The sequence below is a fragment of the Thalassospira sp. ABD4_177 genome (genome assembly GCF_056160125.1).
Genome location: NZ_JBSWWO010000001.1, coordinates 242417 through 264999, shown reverse-complemented (window position 1 = coordinate 264999; position 22583 = coordinate 242417). Strand labels below are relative to the sequence as shown.

Sequence of the window (22583 nt, the reverse complement as noted above, 5' to 3'; positions counted from 1 at the left end):
TGAGTGATTACACTCCCCGAATGGAGAAGTTTTTAAGGTTAAAAGATAGTATCAATCAAAACTGTAGGATAATTCAGGAATGATTGTCCAGAACCAGACCGGCCAGATAAAGCGAGCCGAGAATAAGCACGCGTTTGGGGCGCGCGCAGGCGTCAAGAAGCGGGGTTATGGCCGCTTCAAAGCCTGCAGACGAAAAGGAGGGGGTAATCCCGCAGGCAATTGCCGCATCACGGAGCGTCTCAGGCAGGTGCGCCTGATGTTCACCAGGGATGGGCACACCGGCAAAGGCCGTGATGTGGGTTGCGAGTGGTTTCAGGAAGGCTTCGGCATCGCGGTTATCAAGCATGCCCATGATAACGACCGTGTCGCCAGCCGGTTGGCGTGACAGCCAGTCGGCAATGGCTTCGGACGCGGCGATGTTGTGACCGCCATCCAGAATGAGCTCACAGCCATCCGGCAGGGCCTCGCACAGCGGCCCGGTGGTGAGCTTTTGCAAGCGTGCAGGCCAGCTTGCTGTTTCAAGACCGCAGGCAAGGATATCCGTATCCATGCCGTCACAGCCGGGAATGCGGGCCTTGCGCACCGTGGCAATCGCGGTGGTGGCATTGGTGTATTGATGGCGTCCGGGCAGGGCCGGATGGGGCAGATCGATGTGATCGGTGCCAATGCGGATGGCAAAGCCGTCTTCGCGTTCCTTGGTGACCTCGAAATCATTGAAGATCGGTGCGGAAATGCGATTGGCGTAGCAGGCCAGTTTGTTAAATGCCTCAAGGCATTGCGGGGCGATAATGCACGGCACGCCGGTTTTCATGATCCCGGCTTTCTCGAACGCGATCTTGGCGATTGTGTCGCCCAGGAACCCCTGATGATCGAGCGAAATCGGCGTGATCACGGTTGCCGCCGGGGCATCAATGACGTTGGACGCATCGACACGTCCGCCAAGGCCGGTTTCAAGCAACAGCACATCGGCGGGAACCCGCGAAAAGGCAAGGAACGCGGCAGCTTGCGTGATTTCGAAAAAGGTAATGGATACGCCGCCATTGACCGCCTCGACTTCTTCAAGAAGGTCACACAGCGCGTCTTCGGAGATCATGTTCCCGGCAAGGGTGATGCGTTCGTGGAAGCGCACCAGATGTGGGGATGTGGAGCAATGCACCCGAAGGCCAGCCGCCTCATAGATCGCACGCAGATAGGAAAGGGTCGATCCCTTGCCATTGGTGCCGGCAATATGAATGACAGGCGGAAGGGCAAGGTGCGGATTGCCCAGCTTTTCCAGCAGCCGGGTAATCCGCTCAAGCGAAAGGTCGATGACTTTCGGGTGCAGCTTGCCGAGGCGAGCAAGGATTGCGTCGCTGCCCGCCAAGTTATTTATCCGCACTCAGATCTTTGGATTTGGATGCCTTTGCCTTGGCGTCCTTGATCGGCACCACAGCCGCACCCGGTTTGGTGCGACGGATCATGTCGATCAGGCGGCCAAAGGTCGCGTTCAGTTCAGAACGCGGCACGACCATATCCACCATGCCATGTTCCAGAAGGTATTCTGCCGTCTGGAAGTCATCTGGCAGTTTTTCGCGGATGGTGCTTTCGATCACGCGACGCCCGGCAAAGCCGATTTGTGCGCCCGGCTCGGCGATTTGAATATCACCCAGCATGGCAAAGGATGCCGAAACACCGCCGGTGGTCGGATCGGTCAGCAGTACGAAATAGGGCAGACCCTGTTCCTTGACCTTTTCAATTGCGGCCGTGGTGCGGGCCATCTGCATCAGGCTGAGAATGCCTTCCTGCATGCGTGCGCCACCTGAAGCCGGAACGATGATCAGGGCCGCATCCTGCACGCAGGCCAGTTCAGCCGCAGCAACGATGCCTTCGCCAACTGCAATGCCCATCGATCCACCCATGAAGGAGAAATCGAACACGGCGACAACAGTGGCATGACCGCCGACTTCACCATGGGCGACTGCCAGCGCATCCTTGAAGGTTGCTTTGGCCTGGGCGGCCTTGAGCCGGTCGGTATATTTTTTCTGATCACGGAATTTCAGCGGATCGACCGAAACATTCGGCAGTTCGATGGTCTGGTACTTGCCACCATCAAACAGGGTTTCGAGACGGTCCTTGGCGGAAATCCGCATGTGATGACCGCAATGCTGGCAAACATGATTGTTCTTTGCCAGATCGCGATGGAAGATCATCTGTTCGCAGGATTTGCATTTGTGCCAGAGATTTTCGGGCACATCGGTGCGGCGAACAAGTTTCTGAATCTTTGGACGGACGAATTCAGTCAGCCACGACATATCGGATACTGATCCTTGGTTCTGTCTATATCGGTTCTTTCAAACGCAGCGCCAGCTATTTGCGCGCGTTTCGGACCCCGTTTGCAAGTTCACTTACAAGGCCGGTAACCATAGAGGCGGTCTTATCGGTGGCCTTGCCGTTTTCGTCAAGACTTTCGGCAATTTTTGATACGATTGCCGACCCGACCACTGCGGCGTCTGCCTGCTTTGCCACGTCGGCTGCCTGCTCGGCCGTCTTGATGCCAAACCCGACCGCAATCGGAAGATCGGTATGGCGACGCAAGCGCCCCATGGCCTCGACAATCTGGTCGTTGCTGGCCGATCCGGCACCGGTCACACCAGCAACCGAGACATAGTAGACAAAGCCCGAAGTATTCTGAACAAGTTTCGGCAGGCGCTTGTCATCCGAGGTCGGCGTGGTCAGGCGAATGAAGGACAGGCCCTTTTCCACGGTCGGAATGCACAGCTCTGCATCTTCTTCGGGCGGCAGATCAACAACAATCAGGCCGTCCACCCCGGCATTGCGGGCATCTTCAAGGAATTCGGCAACGCCATAGATATAGATCGGGTTGTAATAGCCCATCAGAATGATCGGCGTTTCATGGTCCTGATCGCGGAAGCCGCGTACGATCGACAGCGTCTTGCGCATATGCATCCCGGCATCAAGGGCGCGGATCGATGCTTCCTGAATGGCGGGGCCATCGGCCATCGGATCGGTAAACGGCATGCCCAGTTCGATGATATCGGCACCGGCATCAGGCAGTTGTTTGAGGATTTCAAACGAGGTTTCCGGATCCGGGTCGCCCGCGGTGATAAAGGTCACCAGACCAGCACGGCCTTCTTCCTTGAGCTTGGCAAAGCGTTTGGCGATGCGGTCCTGGCCGCCGATGATAGCGTCGCTCACAATTCTACTCCCAGTGCTTCGGCCACGGTAAAGATGTCCTTGTCACCCCGGCCACTCAGACACATGAGGATGATCTGGTCCTTGCCCATTTTCGGGGCCTCTTTCATGATCTGCGCGATTGCGTGGCTGCATTCCAGTGCGGGAATGATGCCTTCGAGTTCCGAGCACAGCTTGAAGGCATCCAGGGCCTCCTTGTCGGTGATCGGCTCGTAGCGCGCGCGACCGATATCCTTAAGCCAGCTATGCTCCGGCCCGATGCCCGGATAATCTAGACCTGCCGAAATCGAATCGGCTTCTTTGATCTGGCCGTCATCATCCATCAGCAAATAGGTGCGGTTGCCATGCAGAACGCCCGGGCGACCGGCCGACAGGCTGGCGGCATGGTTGCCGGTATGCACACCGTGACCGGCGGCTTCGACACCCACGACATCGACACCCTTGTCATCAAGGAACGGATGGAACAGGCCAATCGCGTTCGATCCGCCGCCAACCGATGCAATCACCTGATCGGGCAGGCGGCCTTCGGCTTCCATGATCTGTTCGCGGGCTTCACTGCCAATCACGGACTGGAAATCACGAACCATTTCCGGATAGGGGTGCGGGCCAGCAGCCGTACCAATGATGTAGAAGGTATCTTCAACGTTGGTGACCCAGTCACGCAGGGCTTCGTTCATCGCATCTTTCAGCGAGTTTGAGCCCGATACCACCGGTTTCACCTCGGCACCCAGCAGCTTCATGCGGAACACGTTGGGCGACTGACGTTCGATATCCTTCGAGCCCATATAAACCGTGCAGGGCAGGCCAAAGCGTGCACAGACAGTCGCGGTCGCAACGCCATGCTGACCGGCGCCGGTTTCGGCGATGATACGGGTTTTGCCCATGCGCTTGGCCAGCAGGATCTGGCCGATGCAGTTATTGATCTTGTGCGCGCCGGTGTGGTTGAGATCCTCGCGCTTGAAATAGATCTTTGCACCGCCAAGGTGATCAGACAGGCGTTCGGCAAAATAAAGCGGGTTTTCACGGCCAACATAGTGACGGAGATAGTAATCCATCTCCTTTTTGAAGGCGGGGTCTGCCTTGGCGTCCTTGTAGGCCTGCTCAAGATCAAGGATCAGCGGCATCAGGGTTTCGGCGACAAAGCGTCCACCAAAATTGCCAAAATGTCCGTCCGGATCGGGCAGGGCGCGAAAGCTGTTAGGTGCAGAAGACGTCATGGAAGTTCCCCGTGGATTGGCCGTGATGGCGCTCACGACAGCAAGGTCAGGTGACAATATATGGTCCGTCAGACAGCCTGCGCGCAAGGACCGGCAGGGTCTAACCCCATACTGTACCCGAGAAGGAGCGTTTTGGATTAGTGGGCTGCGTGCTCGGCCAAGGATTTGTCGAAGATGTATTTTTTCGAGCAATACGGGCAGACCACCTCACCCTTGTCCTCAAGATTGAGGTAAACGGTCGGGTGCCCAAGGTGACCTTTTCCGCCGTCACAGGCAACATTTAGCGTGCCGACTTTGATTTCTTCGGTGATCTTCATATATCCAGTTCCAAGTTTGCCATTTTCAGGCTTGTATGACCATCGGGATTGGCCACGCACTGTGGACAGCATTGACCCCGGTTTCTCGGGAATGATACCGATTGGGCATATTCAATCAATACTTCCGCGTGCTCATGGCGCCCCATGGTCTTAGCGCAAACAAGCGACGCGGAAAAGAGTGGAGATCACTGACATATGACTGCAATGCCCGACTATGCCATCGAAGTCGAGGGGCTGACCAAGGTCTATAAGGGTTCGAACGGCGAAAAACGTGCGCTTGATAACGTTTCGCTCAAGATCCCGCGCGGCTCGTTTTTTGCCCTGCTGGGCCCGAATGGTGCCGGAAAATCTACGTTTATCAACATCCTGGCCGGACTGGTGACCAAGACCAGCGGTACGGCAAAAATCTGGGGCCATGATATCGAAGCCCAGATGAGGGCTGCGCGCTGCTCCATCGGGATCGTGCCCCAGGAACTCAATCTTGATGCATTTTTCACCCCGCGTCAGGTGATGGAATTGCAGGCGGGCCTCTATGGCGTGCCGAAATCCGAACGCCGCACGGACGAGATTCTGGCTGCCATCGGTCTGTCTGACAAGGCAGACTCGTATGCGCGTTCGCTTTCAGGCGGCATGCGTCGCCGTCTTCTGGTCGGCAAGGCAATGGTGCATACCCCGCCGGTGCTGGTTCTTGATGAACCGACCGCGGGTGTCGATATCGAACTGCGTCAGCAGCTTTGGGCCTACGTCAAGGAGCTGAATGCGGCCGGTGTCACCATCGTTCTGACGACGCACTATCTGGAAGAAGCCGAAGAACTGTGTGACGAGATCGCGATCATCAATCAGGGCAATGTTATTGCCCATGAAGACAAGCGCAGCCTGCTGCGCCGGATTGATCACAAGACGCTGGTTCTGACCGTAAATAACGAACTGAACGCCGTCCCCGATGCGCTGTCGCCCTGGGGGGCAGAGCTTAAATCGGGTAACCAGATCGCGCTTTCGTATCGCCCCAGCAACACGCAGATGGCGGAAATCCTTGAGGCGATCCATGGCTGTGGCCTTGCGATCAAGGACCTGTCGACCGAGGAAGGCGATCTTGAGGACATCTTCCTGAAGCTGACGCGCGACAACAACAAGGAACGCGCAGGCAAGGCCGCCTGATCAATTGCGTTACTGATGAACTACAAAACCCCGCAAATCCTTGCGGGGTTTTGCTTTATCGGCTTAAGTAATTGTTCTTCCTGCCCCCGTGTTTTCCGGTGACTTGTGTCCTCATTTTTCCGTCTCACCAGATTTGTTCAAACCCTGATTGGCCTTGTGCTGATCGGGCTGGTTGCAGCCTGTGCGCCAACTGTGCGCCCGGCCGGGCCACCGATTGCCCAGACCATGATCGGGCCTGATGTCTTTGTTGCCGCCGATGGTATTGAACTGCCGTTGCAAAGCTGGGGCGATCTGGAAAACCCGGATGCGGTCATTCTTGGTCTGCACGGGATGGGCGATTACGCCAATGCCTTCATGGAACTGGGCGAACAGATCGGCCCGGCCGGCATTGCTATTTATGCCTTTGATCAGCGCGGTTTTGGCCGATGCCCGTCGCGCCCGTTCTGGGCCGGGGCGGCCAGCCTGGTCAATGATACCAGTGATGTCCTGACATTGTTACGCGCACGTTATCCCGACAAACCGGTTTATCTTCTGGGCAATTCGATGGGCGGGGCCGTCGCGATCCTGACAGCGGCTACGCGTGGGCATCTGATGGATGGTCTGGTGCTGGTGGCACCCGCTGTTTGGAACCGCGATATGATGCCGTGGTATCAAACCACCCCGCTTTCGGTGATGTCGCACAGCCTGCCTTGGCTGCCCCTGACCGGGCGGGGGCTTGATATCTGGCCATCGGATAATATCGAGATGCTGCGCCGGCTTGCGCGTGATCCTTATATGATGTCCTCGGTGCGGGTGGACCTGATCGCAGGGGTTGCCGATATCATGGATCTGGCGCGCATTCGCGCCCACGACATTACTGTGCCGACCTTTTTGCTGTCGGGTGAACAGGATCAGGTCATCCCGCCCAAAGCGGTTGCAGCCCTTGATGATGTGTTATCGGCTGGCGATCTGCCGATCTATGACCGCTGTCTTTATCCGGCGGGCTATCACATGCTTTTGCGCGATCTGAACGGGCCGGTGGTGATCGAGGATATCCGCAGTTGGGTCATGGGTGGCCAAACCGATCAAAATTATTCCTGCACAATCAAATGATTGTATTTTGACCGCCAATCCACGATCAGGTAGCCTTTTTTAAAGAGTTGCAATGCATTATGCGGGTTGTCGAACCGCTGTTTCGTTCCGATATGCCAAGCAGCGATTGACGGTGTAACATCACTTAACCGGAGGATCAGGACCGGCATGCTAAGGACCATTCGGGCAAAGTTCCTGGGTGTCGCGGCCTTTTTCGTCGTGTGGCTCGTTGTGGCCACCGGGTTCTCCGTGATCCAGTCCCTTGGCATCAATGGTGATCTTGAGGCGGTGTCGCGCTATGTCACACCGGTCAAGGATTCGCTTTCCGACGTACGTGCGCGTCAGCTTGAACAGATTTCCCTGATTGATCGCTATATGCGCGTGGTCGAAAGCGACGGGCCGCAAACCTCGCTCTTGAATGGTATCGAGATCGAGATCGAGGCCAAGCAAACCCAGATCGAACAGGCCTTCCGCAAATCCTTTACCTTTGCTGCCCTTGGTCGGGCGCAGGCATCCGCGCATTTTGATGAGGGTGTGCTGCTTGATCTTGATGTGCGCATGCGGGAATTTGCCGATGTGTCCGCCCAGTTTTCGCTTGGTGTTGAACGGCTGCTTGATCAGGTGCGGGCGGGCAACCTGCCCGATGCCGGCGCGCAGGAAAAAACCGTGCGCGGCCTGCACCGGATTATTGTCCTTAACCTGCGCAATGAAATCCGCCTTCTGGAAGATTACGCCGCCGAGACCGTGGAAAACGTCTCCAAGCGGGAAGATTTCCTGATTCAGGCCGAATTCATCATGATGCTGGCGGCCGTGATTATCGGTATTTCGCTGGCCTATTACATGGCGCATGCGGTGGTGGTGGCCGTGCGCAAAACCACCAGTGCGCTGAATTCCATTCAGTCGGGCAAGCTTGATACCAAGCTTGAATTCAGCTCCAAGGGTGACTTTGGCCGTTTGGGTGATGCCTTTAACCGCATGACCCGTGAACTCCGCGTACGGTTTCGGATGCGCGAACGGTTTGGCAAATATGTCGATCCGAAAGTCATCAACAATCTTATCAATCAGGAAACCGCGCTTGAGAACTCCGAAAAGCGCGTGATGACGGTCAGTGTCGTGAACCTGACCGGGTTTGACTGGCTGGCCGAACATACCCCGCCCGAAAAGCTTGTCGATTTCCTCAATGACTATCTGACCGCGATGACCGAACCGATCGCCAATCAAAGCGGGATTATCGATAATTTCGTTGGTGACCGGGTGATCGGCTTCTGGGGCCCGCCATTCTGCGGTGAAGGGGCGCACGCCAAACATGCCTGTCAGGCCGCCCTTGAACAGGTTGCACGCTTCCATGCGCTCAAGACGAAATATGCTGATCTGATTGGTGATCACGGTCTTGAAATCCGCGTGGGGATCGCGACCGGCGAGGTTGTTGTCGGCTCCATCGGCACGGACAAATCACGCGCCTATACCGTGGTTGGCGATTGCGTGAACTATGCCAACCGCCTTGAAAAGGCCAACCGGGTCTATGGCACGCAAATCCTTGCTTCGCACGAAACCGCCAGCATGGCGTCGGGCGAAGTTGAAATGCGCGATCTCGATCATGTCGTGCTGCTGGGTACGGAAAAGGTCGTGTTCCTCTACGAAGTTCTGGCCCCCGGTGGACAGCTTTCCGAGGAACGGCGCGAATGGCGCAGCAAATACGAAACCGCCATGGCGCATTACCGCGACGGCAATTTCGATGCCGCCCGGCCGCTTTATGAAGAAGTCATCGAATTTGATGATGCCGATTTTTCCGCCCAGCTGATGATGAACCGGATGGAACGCCTTGAGAGGCGCGAACAGGACCGCGAATGGGACGGCACATGGGTGGTGCGCGATCCCTATGAACGCCGTGATGTCGAAAGCTGATTGCAGGCAAAACGCGCCAAGGTTAACTTAACCGGGATTGGTGATGACGAAGGCCGTGGACGGGTTCGAAAACCCTTGCCCGTTCAGGCCAAAACCTGTATCACCCATCGCACTCGGGCCACATATTCCAGTCACGGCCCCATATATTGCGCACCCGTAGCTCAGCTGGATAGAGCGTCGCCCTCCGAAGGCGAAGGCCACAGGTTCGAATCCTGTCGGGTGCGCCAATTTCTCCGCTATAGAAGAATCTTCGTTCAGTGTCCGATTTTTCGGTACAGATCAGATATACGAAGGTCAACGCTGCTCAGAATCCCCATCGTTTCAGGAACGGATCGGTGTTCAAGGCTGTGTGGCCCTTTTTAATTGAGTTATAAATTCCAGATGAATTTACGTTTTGGCTTACACTCAATATTTGAAGTGCTTTCGGGAAGAAAAGCTTGCTGGGAAGCGTAGTGTTTGCCTCTGAGAGGTATGTTTTGGATCGAACTACCTCCGTTTTATCATTCATTAGTGATTTGTGGTAATTTATGACTTTTATCGCAGAAGGGTTATTGCTTGATTCAACTAGTTTAACGTAGTCCGAAGAAATTTTATTTGATTGTGTTCCTGACTTTATTCGGGGATAGAGCCCTGCAACCGCTCTGCCAAGCCAGAAGTCATTTTTCCAATAAGGAGCTGTTTTTTCTGCATAATTTACGATTGCTTCAGAGGTTTCGATCTTTCCTATTATAAGTAATGATGAGTACTTCCCAATGTCTCCTTTATCTTCCATTATCTTTACTGATTTTTGAAGGTTAGAGACATTCTTTCCGGTTTTAGGAATTTGTGCGTGAAGGCAAAAATTCGCAAAATCAAAGTATGTAATGTCGTCAACAAAAGTTCCTTTCTTCAGTATTTTGAGAATAAGTTTCAGTGCTTCCGTCGGATCGTCTGAAAACATTAATTCACGAAATGCAGTTCTTCTCAAAACGGGAGAATTTTCGATAAGCCAAATTAGGTCCATAAGAGGAGGTCTAATTCCACACATCTTCATAATGGAGATTATGCGTTTTTGAATTTTTGACCCATTTCCATTGTGAAAAGGTGAGTCAGATTTAGGTTCTCCATTCTTCTTGGTTCCTTGCCATTCTTCATATAAGAAATTTACTTCTTTCAAAGTTTTTTTGCTTATTTTTCCTTTTTTTGTCTGATTTTGAATTTTGTTTAAAATACTATCGAGACGATTGTTTTGATCGACGCAAAAATGAATGAAAGCGTCTTTTTTGTGTAAAATTTTTGTTTTTGCAGAGTTTAGTCTTAGTTGTCGGGATTGAAGTATCAAGTCTATATCGCGAAGTGTGGATTTGGACTCTGGAATACTGTTTGCCCCAAAGTCAATATCATCCATGAATCTAGCGTAGTTCATTTTTGATTTGTTCTCGATGACTTTATCGAGTTCGAAAAGCATTGCATTTGCAAGTACTCTAGGTGCATCGCTCTCAAGTTGTGGCATGCCCATTTGTTGTCTTGGCATGTAATCAGGAACCCATGCCAATCCGTTTAAGACAAAAATCAAAAGGTCAAGTAAAGGTTCATCAACATTACACAATGAAGAAACAATATTTCTTAAATGGTTGAAATTTATAAAATCGTAAAAATTTGCTATGTCTGTCACTACGACGAATTCATTCTCATTTTGAAAATTTAAGATTGCTTTCTGAAACCTTTTCCAAGAGGCAAGAGCGCCGTAATCTGAATCATCTATGGTCATTTTTCCCTTTGACCATTTCATATCTCCGGGTTGGTAAAAGGCGGATTGTGAAGGTGAATTGTTATCAATTTGGCTTTGCAGAGCTGAGGACAGACACTGCAAAACTAACAAATCTTCTGGATGGGCCAGTGTCATTTGTCTGCAGAGACCTCGAGATTTCTCCACTAAGTAGTTTTTGGGGCAGTTGACTTGATAGTTAGCTGAAGAAATATCGTTGGATATTCTTTCTGCTGTTTCTTTTATACTTTGATCAAGGTCTCGAAATTCAATTAAATCCCAGATTGCTTGTTTGCGAAGTTGATGTTTAGTTTTTTTCTTCCAAGCATCGCGTATCTTATTTGGGTTCACATGTGTATTCAGGTTGGATGACGAGAATGAGAATTTTGGAGATTGCATGTGATTGCCCTTGATATTTAGTTGGGTTATTTTGGCGTGCATTCAGGTTATGCTGAAAAACTCTATTACTTTTCCCACTGAACTCAAATCATCAACTCACCTCGCAAATCATCAACCCAAGGTTATTTTTTCAGATGCGCGGCTACCTTCACAATCTTGCAGGCCATAATGTGCTGTTTTGTATGGCAGCACCGGCGGAGTATGGGGATTACCTCAAGGAACGCTTTACGCCCCTGATGATCGGGGTTGGGCCGGTGGAGGCTGCGATCAATTTGACGGCGGCTCTGACCGAGTTGCAGTTGTCGGATGACTTGCCTGATCTTGTGGTGACATTGGGATCGGCCGGGTCGCGCACGTTGGAGCAAGCCGAGGTGTATCAGGCAGTTTCTGTGTCTTATCGCGATATGGATGCGTCGGTTCTGGGCTTTGAGAAGGGCTGCACGCCGTTTGTCGAGTTGCCAGCCGAGATCGAGATGCCGCACCGTATTCCAGGTATCCCCGAAGCGCGTTTATCGACCGGGGCCAATGTGGTGTCGGGGGCGGCCTATGACGTCATTGATGCCGATATGGTCGATATGGAAAGCTTTGCCATCCTGCGGGCCTGTCACAAGTTTGATGTGCCGCTGATCGGTTTGCGCGGCATTTCCGATGGCAAGGAAGAGCTTTCCAAGCTATCGGACTGGACGGCCTATTTGCATGTGGTTGATGAAAAACTGGCCGTTGCCGTCGATGCGCTCAAGGCCGGACTTGAAAGTGGCGAGATCAGCATTCCGAGACGCTGATCTCATTTATTACATTTTCGAAACAATCAGGAATTCTCAGGTGCTTGCGCGGATCTGATCAAGGGTTTTGATCGGGGTGAGGGCCTGTGGGTCGACCTGGATTTCGAGGATGGCGGGCTTGTTTGAGGCGACAGCGCGCTCAAAGGCGGGGCCGAAATCCTCTGTCTTGGTGACGGTTTCGCCGTATCCGCCGAAGGCCTTGGCGTAGGCCGCGAAATCCGGGTTGTGCAGTTCGGTGCCCGAAACGCGACCGGGATAGTTACGTTCCTGATGCATCCGGATGGTGCCAAACATGCCGTTATTGACCACCAGCGTGATGATATTGGCACCATATTGTACGGCGGTGGCAAATTCCTGCCCATGCATCAAAAAGCATCCATCTCCTGCAAGGCAAACCACGGGCCGATCCGGGTGGGCGAGCTTGGCCGAGACGGAGGCCGGCAGGCCATAGCCCATCGATCCCGATGTCGGGGCCAGTTCGGTGCGATATTCCCGGTAGCGGAAGAAGCGATGCAAAAAGGCGGCATAGTTGCCTGCCCCGTTGGTGACAATCGCATTATCGGAGAGTTTTTCGCGCAGTTCCGCGACCACATGGGCCATTTTGACATCGCCCGGGGTTTCGACCGGGGTGGAAAAGGTGATGTAATTGGCGTGTGCGGTTTCGATCATCTCGTGGCGGGCCGAACCATCCACCGGCTCCATCATCGCAATGGCGCGCAGGAAGGATCGCTGGGATGCATTGATCGCGACATCCGGGCGATAAACCCGGCCCAATTCATCTGACCCACTGTAAACATGCACCAGTTTCTGTTTCGGGCAGGGGATATCAAGCAGGCTATAGCCGCTGCTGGTCATTTCCCCCATGCGCGATCCGACCAAAATCACCAGATCGCTGTCCTTGATGAACTCGGCCAGCTTGGGATTGATGCCGATGCCGACATCGCCGACGAAGTGGCTATGGGTATTGGGGATATAGTCCTGACAGCGGAAACTTGTGGCAATCGCAACATTGTTACGAACTGCAAACGATTTAAGGTTTTCGGTTGCTTCGCGGGTCCAACCGCCACCCCCGACGATCATCACCGGTTTTTCGGATTTCGAAAGCGCTTCGCGGAAACGGGCGACGTCTTCGGGCGCTGTTTTGGCTTCAACCGGGACATAGGGTTTGGCATCCGGTACGTCCGCACTTGAAGACAGCATGTCTTCGGGAAGCGCCAGAACCACCGGGCCGGGGCGACCGGATGTCGCGATGTGATAGGCGTGGCTGATATATTCGGGGATGCGGTTGATGTCATCGATCTGCCCGACCCATTTGGCAAGCGGTTCGAACATCTTGCGGTAATCGACTTCCTGAAACGCTTCGCGATCGACCATGTCCCGCCCGATCTGGCCAACCAGCAGGATCATCGGTGTGCTGTCCTGATGGGCGACATGAACGCCGGCCGATGCGTTGGTCGCACCCGGGCCGCGCGTCACCATGCAGATGCCCGGCTTGTTGGTCAGTTTGCCATAGGCCTCTGCCATGATGGCAGCGCCACCTTCCTGACGGCAAATGATCGGTTCCATGTCGGGATGATCGACCAGGCCATCAAGCACGGCGAGATAGCTTTCGCCCGGGACAAGAAAGACGCGTTCCGCCCCGTGCAGGGCCAGTTGATCGACCAGAATGCGTCCGCCATGGCGCGTTTCTGTTTTCCCGGGCATGTTTTAAGAACTCCGTTGCGTGGGGCAAAATGGACTTTTTGGTTTATCTGTTTGCCATCCGGGTTCTGACCCTGTTGATGGCGTGGTCGCGATTTCATCATGGAAAACGTGCAAAGGTAAAGAGGTCTGATCGGCAAAACAGCGGAAAATCCGACGATATATGGAGCGGTTCTAAAACCCCTGCGTTTTTGCCAAAAAACGGCAGAGCATTATGCTGCAGTGCGGCCCATCCCCAGTGGATTCCCGTCAACTTAGAAGTACCTTTCGGCCACACGCACGATGTCGCCCGGCATGACGATGGTGGCAAGGGTTGCCGGGATGACGACGCGCGATGCGTCATGCCCGCGCAGGATTTCGATGTCATCCTCATCCCCGCGATAGGTCAGGCCCCCGCCGACCGCGATGGCATTGAGCACATTCATGCCCGGTACATAGTCATAGGATCCGGGTTGATTGACCTCCCCCATGATGAAAAACGGGCGAAAGGCGATGATTTCAACCGCGATATCGGGATGACGCAAATAGCCATCAAGATAGGCATCATGTATCTTCTGGCGCGCCTGATCTGTCGTGAGATTGCGCACATCAACCGGCCCGATTAGTGCAAGGTTAAGCCTGCCCATGGCATCGACCTTGAACTCGCCCGACAGGTCCGGTTCGCCAAATACCGTAACCCGCACCGTATCGCCGCTATTCATGACATAGACGGTCTGGGCCTGTGTGCCGGGCGCGCTTAACAGGGTCAGGATAAAGACCACCAGGGCAAAAAGGTGCCAGGGTGTTAAGCCGGATATCAGGTGTTTCGGGATCATTTACATCTCCAGCTTGAGGCGGATGTGGCTTTGCAGGCGATCATAATCCTCGCCCGGGCTGTTTGAGTTGCGCTGGTCATAAGCAAGGCCGCCTTCGATTTTAGTCAAGCGATTAAGCCCATAGCGCAGGCCAAAGCCAAGGTGATGGGTGCGATCACGCCGTGTGGTTTGTTGATAGGTCTCAGAGCTGTAGGCAGCGTTAAGCGACAGGGTCAGCCCGCGACGCAGTTCATGCGAAATGCCGGTTCCGGCCTCAAAGGCCAGAATGCCACTGGCACCGGTCTGGGTTGTTTCGCGCACGGTGCGGGCGGCATTGAGCGTGATGTTGGTCAGGCGCGTAACCGACCAGTCAAAATCACCGCGCAGCGTGTAGTCGGCAATATCGCCAAAGGACGGGTCGGCATAGGACTGGCTCATCCAGCCGGCTGCCAGATCGGCCGTGATCAGATCGGTCAAGTCCAGGCGGATACCGCCAAGCAGCTGATAGCCCGAAGAATCTCGAATGCGCCCGTCATCATCGGGGGTGCGGTCATATTGGCGTTGGTTAAAGCTGATCTCGCCATAGGCTTCGCGGTCAAGATCAAGCGGCATCAGAACACGCAGGGTTTCGCGCAATTCAACGCGATCGCGGTCATCATTGCGGATGCGTGATCCATTGCGTGCGGTGCTGTCATCAAAGGCGAGGCGTCGCAGGGAAAACAGTGATTCATAATCAAGGCCATTGGTGACATGGCGTCCGCCGATTTGCGCACTTACATCACGGTAAATTACCGGCGTGCTGGCACTGATTGAGACATCGTTGCTGCCCCTTGGATCATGGGCGCGCTTGATCTCAAACCCGCCATCAAGCGAGGTTGCACCAAGCTCCAGACTGCCCGCCGCGCGTAGTTCAATGTCCTGATAATCATCGGCCGAGGAATCGGCAAAAAAGCCGAGCTCGCCACCGGCAGAAAGATGCAGGTGAAAAACCCGCCAGTCGCCTTGTACGGTCAGGCGCGGGGTCAGGGTTGTGATGACATCATCGGTCGGGTTGGCATCGCTTTGAAAAATGTTGCTGTCATAGCGCGTGCCGACATCAAGCGACGGTTTGGCCAATAACCGCCCGACCCGAACGCCATTGACTTCATCCGGTTCATCCATCGCCAGGGCTGAGCTTGGCGTGATGGCACAAATAAGTGCGATGGCCAGAAGGTATCCGCGCATCAAACCTGCCGCCGGTTGCAATGAAGGCAGGGTTTCAGTCCCCGGCAGGGCCTGTGCCACGGGTTGGAAGGCGCCAGTGTTTTGAAGGGCAAGGCAAGTGTGCGGAGCAGAATGATCCCATCAAAGACAAGGCTTTGACGCCGGACATATTCAAGGTCGCAGGCCGTGCGTGCACGCAAATGATCGTCATTGCATACCGGGCCGCGCCAGCCGTGAATTTGCGCCCAGCCGGTGATGCCGGGTTTGATAGCCAGGCGGGGGCTGTAACCGGAAATGCGGGTAGAAAAGCTGCGATGGTCGGCAAGGCTGTGCGGGCGTGGACCAACCAGCGACATCTCGCCTTTCAGCACATTGAAAAGTTGCGGCAATTCATCAAGGCCGGTGCGGCGTAAGGTCGCTGTGAAACGGTTTGATCGGCGCAGCCTTGATCGGGAAACGGGGCGGCAAGTTCGATCGCGCAGGGTTCGAAACTTGAAAATGACAAAGGTCTGGCCGTTTTGGCCGACGCGCTTTTGAACGAAAAACGGTTTGGTAAACCCCAAGCCAAACAGCCAGGCGGCAGTGCCGATCATGACCGGGAAAAGGATGACAAGGCCAATGCCAGCAAGGACAAGATCACAGCTGCGTTTGACACATCCATTATGCCCGGAAGCCCGCCAATCCTTGGCCCGCATTGGTTCTGATGTGTCGGTATTCCCCATCAAGCCGGATGCCCACCCCAACATTCATGACCCTGATATTTCATAACTCAGGGTAGATGTATTGGGCGCGTTTTCAAGTTTTTATGACCTGGGCCTTTGGTCGGATTGTGCGATTTAAGCCCAAAGTTACAGGCTGTTACCGTAAGGACGGGATGCTTGAAAGCACGGTCTTCATCAGCTGTGGTTGGCGGTTCACACCGGTCTTTGAAAAAATCGTCTTAAGGTATGTCCGTGCCGAAGAATGCGAAATCCCGACAAGTTCGGCTGCCTGATCAAGCGCCAGTCCCTCGGCCAGTTTCTGGGTCAGTTTTGCCTCGGATCGGGTCAGCCCGAACAGGTCCATCAGATCGTCAATCGCAGGTGGGCGCTGTTGGGCCGGATCAACCAGAATGATCATGAAGCTTTGCGTGCCATCGGCCTTTTTGGGGACACGCCGGATCAGAAGCGAAAGTTTTTCACCGTCGCGTTCAAGCGAGAAGCTTTGATGGCTGCGCGGCACGTTCTTGCCAGGTGGTGAGAGGAACCCGGCCAGCCCGTCCGGACTGGGATCAATGATCAGGCGTCCCTGGGATCCGGAGCGCACCAGTGACGAGCGGCGTAATACGTCGGCCCCCTGTGCATTCAAATGCAGGATGTTGAGGTCTTCATCGACCGCAATCACGCCCAGTTCAAACAGATCAAGAAATTCGGTCGGCAGGGTGTCTTCGCTTTGGCCAAGGCGGCTTTTGATTTCGGCCTCGATGTCATCAAGCATCGTCTCAAGCATGGTCGGCTTGGGATAAAAGCGAAACACACCGAGTTCATTTACCGCAAGCAACGCCGATTGCAGATCGGCATAGCCGGTCAGCATCAAAATCAACAGGTCCTTGCGCACGGTGCGCAATTCGGCAGCCAGTTCGAGGCCAGTCATGCCGGGCATGTGGATATCAAGAATAACGGCCGAAATATCCGCGTCTGCCGTGATCGCATCGCGCGCGGCAATCGGGTCATTGAGAAAGACGCCCTCCCAGTCCGGACGCAGGCGGGAAAAATTGCGGCGATGGGACGACAGAAGGTTTTCGTCATCATCAACAAATGCAATTCGCACCGTCTTTTTGGCCGTCATCAAAAGCGCCCTCCACAAATGGGGATGTCCGAGAAAGGTAGTCTGACACTAATCTCCGAAGCTTCAAAGTCCTGCTGTTCGTATAGCACGCATTTAAGGGCTTCTGTTCGAAAAGATAATCGCCCAAACCGTGCAAACCGCGCGAATGGAGATCTCCATTTATGGATCAGGTTGAAAAACAACGCCCCGTCATCTTGATGGTCGATGATGATGAAAAGCTGCTGGCGGCTGTGCGCCGGACCCTGTCGGGTTGCTTTGAATTCGTCACCCACACAGACGCGCAGGACGCACTGGACTGGCTCGCGCAGAACCGCGAGCGGACCGACCTGATCATTGCCGATCTGGTCATGCCTGAACTTGATGGTATTTCCTTCCTGAAGCAGTCGGCGCGCATGGCGCCAAATATCCACCGGATGCTGCTATCTGGTAACGTTTCAAGCCTGTCGCTGCGCGAAGCGATCAATCAGGCCATGGTAACGCGCGTCTTGGCGAAGCCGGTTTCGGTCGCGGTGCTCAAAGAGGCAATTGACCGCATCCTCAATACCGAAGCTGCTGTCAAAAAGGACACGACCGGTCCTTCGTCCCTGATGGTGAACAACGCGATTGATCGCGCGGACTTCCATACCGTCCTGCAACCGCGCTTCCGGGCAAGCGATCTGGGTTTGTGCGGGGCAGAGGTGCTGTGTCGCATGCCGACACTGGAGAAGGAATTTGGCATCGACGAAATCATCGAATCCTGTCAGGACAACCCGGTGATCAACCGCCTGGGCAGCCAGATGATGGCGATCATGGTCGATCAGGCACCGCGCTATAGCGCGCTTCTGGGTGATCAGGCCAATCTGGCGGTCAATCTTTCGGCTTTCTCGCTCAAGACGCCGCAATTCTTCGAGCTGATCATTCGCTTCTATGAAAAGATGCGCATGCGCGGGATCAAGGTGAGTTTTGAAATTCCCGAACGCCAACTGGTGCCCAACGATCTTGAGATGCTGGCCAATGCGACCCGCCTGCGTGAACGCGGTATCGGGCTTTTGATTGATGATTTCGGGTCGGGGAACAATTCACTCGATCTTTTGCGTCAGGAAGTCTTTGCCGGGATCAAGCTTGATCGCGATCTGGTGCGCGGGACCATGATCGATTTCCTCGATGATGCCTTTGTTGAGTGGATCGCGCAGGTCTGTTCGAAAATGGGTCTGTCGATTTCTGCCAAGGGCATTGAAAGCGCCAAGGTCGCCGAAAAGCTGCAAGTCTACGGGATTACCGAACTGCAGGGCTTCCACCTAGGCACACCGGTTTCCCTTGATAATTGGGAAGCAAGTGCGTCAACCTCGCGTGTGGCGACGGGCTAGACACTGTCTTGGCAAATCTCCGGTTTCAGGCATTGAAAAACACGTGCCGGTGACCACTATCTATAGGCATGTGATGGAGCATGAAAACGATGATGCATAGTGCACTTAAACGGATCGCGATGGCGATCGCACTGCTTGGTTTCCTGGTCAACCCGGCTTTGGCGGGCGGTACACTTTCCATGACCAAGGCCGATGGTGAAACGGTCCGTTTGTCCATGCAGGAACTGATGGATCTGCAGGCGACTGAAATCAACACCTCGACCCAGTGGACCGATGGTGTCCAGACGTTCCGTGGCGTGGCCTTTGATCTTCTGTTTGATACCTATGGTCTCGAAGCAGAGACCGTGCGCGTGTCTGCCCTTAATGATTATAACGTCATGGTGCCGGTTGATATCCTGCGCGAAGACGGTGCCATTCTGGCCTACCATCTGAACGATGCCGAGATGTCGGTGCGTGAAAAGGGGCCGTTCTGGGTAATTTTCCCCTATGACGCAGACGAACGGTTTGAGACTGATACCTATTGGGCTTATTCCGTCTGGCAGGTAAAGTCGGTTGATGCAGCGAATTAAGTCATTCTTTTTAAAGACGACGGGCAGGGCCATGTTTATTGCATTGGTCCTGTTCGTTGCGTTGTATGGCATCCTGTCCACGGCCATTGTCCGCCAACTTGACGATGAGCGATTCACCTATCGCGAAAACTTCGTCTGGGCGGTCTTTCAGGTACAGCGCCAGTTTCTGGTTCTTCAGCGCGATATCGAAGCGGCATTTGGCCGGGTTGGCCTTCGCGATGAAGTGGTCGATGACATTCTGCTGGAATACGAAATTCTGGTCAGTCGTGTCATCCTGTTGCGCGAAGGCGAAGGGTTCAGGGTTCTGTTCACCGTGCCCGAAGTTGCCGAGACGGTCGATCAGCTCGAAGTGCAGATCGATGAGATCGATGCCGCCATGGCAAGCATCACCGATTCCGCAGAAAAACTGACTGAGCTTTATCGCCTGCTCGAGCCGATGAACGAGGCCCTGCAGCAGGCTGTGGTGCGGACCACCAATTTTGTTTCGGTCTATAACGCCAATAATATCTCGGTCGTGAAAACCGATATTCAGGTGATGTCCTATCTGTTCTTTGTTGGTGTGATCGTGATGGCGGTTCTGGGCGGGTTCATGTTGCGCCAGCGTCAGAAGATTTTTGCCGCCGATATCGCCACCCAAAAGGCGCGTCAGGAACAGGAAGTGATCGAAGAAGCCGCCGATTATGCCAAGATGCATGCGCTTGGCACCTTGGCCGGCGGAGTTGCCCATGAAATCAACACGCCGGCGCAATATATCCAGAACAATCTGGAATTCCTGTCTGACAGCTTTGCCGATATTGTCGGTGCGATCGAGCGCAAGGACCCCAAGGAACCGGCGAAGCTTAATCTTGATAACGACAAGATCGACTTCATCAGCGAAGAAGTGCCGATGGCAATCGATGAAAGCATTCAGGGCCTGAACCGGATTGCAGAAATCGTGCGCGGCATTCGCAAGTTTGCCCATCCGACGACCGATGCGGTGGAACTGATTTCGATTAACGAGGAAATTGATACCGCCGTGACGCTTACCCGGAACCAGGTCAAGCATATCGCCGATCTGGACGTTTCGATGCAAGCAGACGTGACCGAAGTCAGCGGGCGCAGAAACCATTTGTCGCAGGCGCTGATCAACCTGATCGTCAACGCGTCCCAAGCCATTCGCGAAAGTGGTCAGCGACGGGGCAATATCGACCTGCTGGTGAGTTCAGATGACGACAATGTCTATATCCGCCTGCGCGATGATGGCGGCGGGGTGCCCGAAGAGATCCGCGAACGGATCTTCGATTACTTCTTTACCACCAAGGAACGCGGTGTCGGAACCGGCCAGGGCCTGCCGATTTGTCGCAAGCTTATTCAGGATGATTTCAACGGCGATCTGACCTTGTCAGCCGATTATACAGACGGGGCAGAATTCGTGATCCGCTTGCCAAAACCCGATCACGCCGCGATGGCCGATACCAATGCCGACCTTCTTGAAGGGCCAAGCGATCTGAACAGTCTTCTGAGGTAATCTGCTGAATTAAAGCCACCCTTCCAGCAAGCAGTTTTAAACAAGCTGCTTGCTGCTTGCTGCTTTTGGCTTAGTGGGCGGTCTGGCTGATTGGCCTGTGCGCGGCGCGTTCCAGCGGTACGTGTTTTTCCAGACAGGTTCGTTCCCAAACAGGCCACTCGGCCGCGGCCCCACATTTGGTGATATAGCCGCTGGCGAGGTCGTATTTCTGTGCGCGGGTTGCACCATCAACCCCGGCCTTGCGGGCAAAATGCTGTGCGGCATAGACAATCAACAGGCTTTCGGAATTGGCCGTCGGGGCCGATTCCGGTCGATGGTGAAATGCGATGTTTTCAATGATCTGATGGGGAAAGCCCCAGCAGGCACAGATACAGGCCGACACCGCCGGGTGGGCAAAGCCCATCTCGCTGATTTCAGCAGAAATGATATCGCAGTTATCGGCATCCGCACGGTGGCGGCTGGCGGCAAGTTGTTCGGGCAGGACATTGGTGATGATGAGTTCGCCGATGTGACACAGAAGGGCGGCGGCCCGGATCTGATCAACCGTATCGGGGGCAAGATTGCGCAGGCGCGCGATATTGGCGGCCATCTGACCCAGGACAAGCGGGCGATGCAGCGCGATATTGATCCGGCTGCCGTCAAAATCGCTTGGCTGGCCGAGTTCGCACCACAAGATACACAAGGCCTTGATGGTCTCGATCCCAAGAACTTTCAAAAGTCCGACAAAGTCGGGCTGTGCATCCGCCGGGATAAGTTCTTCACGCTGGGCCAGCTCAGCCGCAAGTGCGGTCAGGGCGGGATGGCCATGGGCGAAGTCATTAAGCTCGGTATGGCTGCTGGGGCCGCTGAATTGCAAGATGGTGTGCAGGCGCCGGAAGGTCGAAGGCCACATCAGATCCGTCGGGACGCGAGACAGCAGATCAACCAGCAACGGATCGCGCAAATACCCGTTCAGGATCAAACCGCGTTCGGCGGCATGAATGATGTCATTGTCGCTGCATGGCTTTGTCAGGAAGTGATGTGTGGCGGCAGCGCCATTCTGAATGGCGATTTCATCGGCATAGCCAGATAACAGAATGCGTGATGTTTGCGGCGATCGCTTTGCCACGATGCGCAGGAATTCTGCGCCGTCCATCGACGGCATGCGCATATCGGAAATGACCACGTCGGCAGGGTATTCTTCGAGTCCGATCAGGGCCTGTTCGGCACTTTCGAAAAACCGCAATTTCCAATTCGGTCGCTTAGAAACCATACGGCGACGCAACCCGCGCAGGACATTGGGGTCATCATCGACAAATATGATCGAAGCATTTTGCTGCATTTCTTTGTGCGATACCTACGAGATTGCGGCAGAAAGGCTGGCGGCATCACATGGTTTGCTGAGCACAATTGATGCGCCAGCGGATTTGGCTTCGGCGTTGACCTTGGCATCATAGAAGCCGGTCAGCATGATCTTGCGTGTGCCTTCGGCATTCTTGATGTCGCGGCTCTCGATTTCATAAAGCATTTCGATCCCTGACATGCCTGGCATCATATAGTCCATGATGACCACATCATAGGGGTTCTCTTCGCGACCGGCCTGAGCAAGCATTTGCAAGGCAGTTTCGCCGTTTTCCGCAACGTCGATCTGGGTGGCACCGGCACTGCGCAAGACACGCCGCACAGAGAATCGGACCTCGATACTATCATCGACGAGCAGGAAACGCTTTTCATTGTTCTGCTTGCCATAGGCGTTGTCGCCTTTGCACCGGCGCAGACCGTCGGCGATTTCGATATCATTCTGACTGCTATTGGGCGCTGCGATATTCATGAAGGGGTACCGGATTTCTCTGTGAGTGTGTATCGTTT

At 54.3% G+C, this 22583-nt stretch carries 20 protein-coding genes and 1 tRNA gene; 8 read left to right on the top strand and 13 right to left on the bottom strand.

Translation table 11 applies throughout. From position 1 onward, the window contains the following. Nucleotides 1-73 precede the first annotated feature (73 nt). The 5 genes from ACXAF0_RS01225 to ACXAF0_RS01205 all read right to left on the bottom strand — a co-directional run bounded on the left by ACXAF0_RS01225 (nt 74) and on the right by ACXAF0_RS01205 (nt 4726). On the bottom strand, nt 74-1363 hold the full coding sequence (locus tag ACXAF0_RS01225) for a bifunctional folylpolyglutamate synthase/dihydrofolate synthase (RefSeq protein WP_475342960.1): 1290 nt from the start codon (nt 1361-1363) through the stop codon (nt 74-76). A gap of 1 nt (nt 1364) precedes the next feature. Next, entirely contained in the window at nt 1365-2291 is a 927-nt protein-coding gene (gene accD, locus ACXAF0_RS01220; protein WP_475342959.1) for an acetyl-CoA carboxylase, carboxyltransferase subunit beta, read from the bottom strand. 55 nt (nt 2292-2346) lie between these two features. Continuing rightward, on the bottom strand, nt 2347-3195 hold the full coding sequence (trpA, locus tag ACXAF0_RS01215; protein ID WP_475342958.1) for a tryptophan synthase subunit alpha: 849 nt from the start codon (nt 3193-3195) through the stop codon (nt 2347-2349). After that, nucleotides 3192-4409 (bottom strand): tryptophan synthase subunit beta, encoded by a 1218-nt coding sequence (trpB, locus tag ACXAF0_RS01210; protein WP_475342957.1) that lies wholly within the window; start codon nt 4407-4409, stop codon nt 3192-3194. The genes trpA and trpB overlap by 4 nt, the downstream gene beginning before the upstream one ends. 137 nt (nt 4410-4546) lie before the next feature. Beyond that, nucleotides 4547-4726 carry a zinc-finger domain-containing protein gene (locus ACXAF0_RS01205; RefSeq protein WP_062957346.1) on the bottom strand — a complete coding sequence of 60 codons (180 nt, stop codon included), beginning with the start codon at nt 4724-4726 and terminating at the stop codon, nt 4547-4549. Nucleotides 4727-4921: 195 nt separating this feature from the next. On the opposite strand from ACXAF0_RS01205, the gene ACXAF0_RS01200 reads away from it, so the two are divergent. The 4 genes from ACXAF0_RS01200 to ACXAF0_RS01185 all read left to right on the top strand — a co-directional run bounded on the left by ACXAF0_RS01200 (nt 4922) and on the right by ACXAF0_RS01185 (nt 9087). Further along, complete coding sequence (locus ACXAF0_RS01200; RefSeq protein ID WP_475342956.1) at nt 4922-5884, top strand: ABC transporter ATP-binding protein; 963 nt, start codon at nt 4922-4924, stop codon at nt 5882-5884. Nucleotides 5885-5989: 105 nt separating this feature from the next. After that, nucleotides 5990-6976: a lysophospholipase gene (locus ACXAF0_RS01195; RefSeq protein ID WP_475342955.1), complete on the top strand. Its 987-nt coding sequence runs from the start codon at nt 5990-5992 to the stop codon at nt 6974-6976. A 147-nt stretch (nt 6977-7123) separates the two neighbouring features. After that, nucleotides 7124-8860 (top strand): adenylate/guanylate cyclase domain-containing protein, encoded by a 1737-nt coding sequence (locus ACXAF0_RS01190; RefSeq protein WP_475342954.1) that lies wholly within the window; start codon nt 7124-7126, stop codon nt 8858-8860. A gap of 150 nt (nt 8861-9010) precedes the next feature. Further along, nucleotides 9011-9087 (top strand) — tRNA-Arg (locus tag ACXAF0_RS01185). A gap of 77 nt (nt 9088-9164) precedes the next feature. Here ACXAF0_RS01185 and ACXAF0_RS01180 read toward each other — a convergent pair. Further along, nucleotides 9165-11006: an RNA-directed DNA polymerase gene (locus ACXAF0_RS01180; protein WP_475342953.1), complete on the bottom strand. Its 1842-nt coding sequence runs from the start codon at nt 11004-11006 to the stop codon at nt 9165-9167. Between the two features lie 134 nt (nt 11007-11140). Here ACXAF0_RS01180 and ACXAF0_RS01175 point away from each other — a divergent pair, with 134 nt between their 5' ends. Beyond that, nucleotides 11141-11788, top strand: coding sequence for a 5'-methylthioadenosine/S-adenosylhomocysteine nucleosidase (locus tag ACXAF0_RS01175; RefSeq protein WP_475342952.1), 648 nt, complete (start codon nt 11141-11143; stop codon nt 11786-11788). A gap of 36 nt (nt 11789-11824) precedes the next feature. On the opposite strand, the gene ACXAF0_RS01170 is transcribed toward ACXAF0_RS01175, so the two are convergent. The 5 genes from ACXAF0_RS01170 to ACXAF0_RS01150 all read right to left on the bottom strand — a co-directional run bounded on the left by ACXAF0_RS01170 (nt 11825) and on the right by ACXAF0_RS01150 (nt 17313). After that, entirely contained in the window at nt 11825-13492 is a 1668-nt protein-coding gene (locus ACXAF0_RS01170; RefSeq protein ID WP_475342951.1) for a thiamine pyrophosphate-binding protein, read from the bottom strand. Between the two features lie 251 nt (nt 13493-13743). Continuing rightward, nucleotides 13744-14304 carry a polysaccharide biosynthesis/export family protein gene (locus tag ACXAF0_RS01165; protein ID WP_475342950.1) on the bottom strand — a complete coding sequence of 187 codons (561 nt, stop codon included), beginning with the start codon at nt 14302-14304 and terminating at the stop codon, nt 13744-13746. After that, a complete protein-coding gene (locus tag ACXAF0_RS01160) occupies nt 14305-15507 on the bottom strand; it encodes an outer membrane beta-barrel protein (protein WP_475342949.1) in 1203 nt (400 codons plus the stop codon). Beyond that, nucleotides 15507-16208, bottom strand: coding sequence for a sugar transferase (locus ACXAF0_RS01155; RefSeq protein ID WP_475342948.1), 702 nt, complete (start codon nt 16206-16208; stop codon nt 15507-15509). Before ACXAF0_RS01155 ends, ACXAF0_RS01160 begins: the two co-directional genes overlap by 1 nt. 136 nt (nt 16209-16344) lie before the next feature. After that, a complete protein-coding gene (locus ACXAF0_RS01150) occupies nt 16345-17313 on the bottom strand; it encodes a DNA-binding response regulator (RefSeq protein WP_475342947.1) in 969 nt (322 codons plus the stop codon). A gap of 161 nt (nt 17314-17474) precedes the next feature. Here ACXAF0_RS01150 and ACXAF0_RS01145 point away from each other — a divergent pair, with 161 nt between their 5' ends. The 3 genes from ACXAF0_RS01145 (at nt 17475) to ACXAF0_RS01135 (ending at nt 20735) form a co-directional block, all read left to right on the top strand. Continuing rightward, on the top strand, nt 17475-18659 hold the full coding sequence (locus tag ACXAF0_RS01145; RefSeq protein ID WP_475342946.1) for an EAL domain-containing response regulator: 1185 nt from the start codon (nt 17475-17477) through the stop codon (nt 18657-18659). Nucleotides 18660-18748: 89 nt separating this feature from the next. Beyond that, entirely contained in the window at nt 18749-19228 is a 480-nt protein-coding gene (locus ACXAF0_RS01140) for a putative pterin-binding protein (RefSeq protein ID WP_475342945.1), read from the top strand. A 31-nt stretch (nt 19229-19259) separates the two neighbouring features. Next, nucleotides 19260-20735 (top strand): sensor histidine kinase, encoded by a 1476-nt coding sequence (locus ACXAF0_RS01135; protein ID WP_475342944.1) that lies wholly within the window; start codon nt 19260-19262, stop codon nt 20733-20735. A 70-nt stretch (nt 20736-20805) separates the two neighbouring features. Here ACXAF0_RS01135 and ACXAF0_RS01130 read toward each other — a convergent pair whose 3' ends face one another. Next, nucleotides 20806-22056 carry a response regulator gene (locus tag ACXAF0_RS01130; protein WP_475342943.1) on the bottom strand — a complete coding sequence of 417 codons (1251 nt, stop codon included), beginning with the start codon at nt 22054-22056 and terminating at the stop codon, nt 20806-20808. Between the two features lie 15 nt (nt 22057-22071). Continuing rightward, nucleotides 22072-22545, bottom strand: coding sequence for a response regulator (locus ACXAF0_RS01125; RefSeq protein ID WP_475342942.1), 474 nt, complete (start codon nt 22543-22545; stop codon nt 22072-22074). Between the last annotated feature and the right edge of the window lie 38 nt (nt 22546-22583).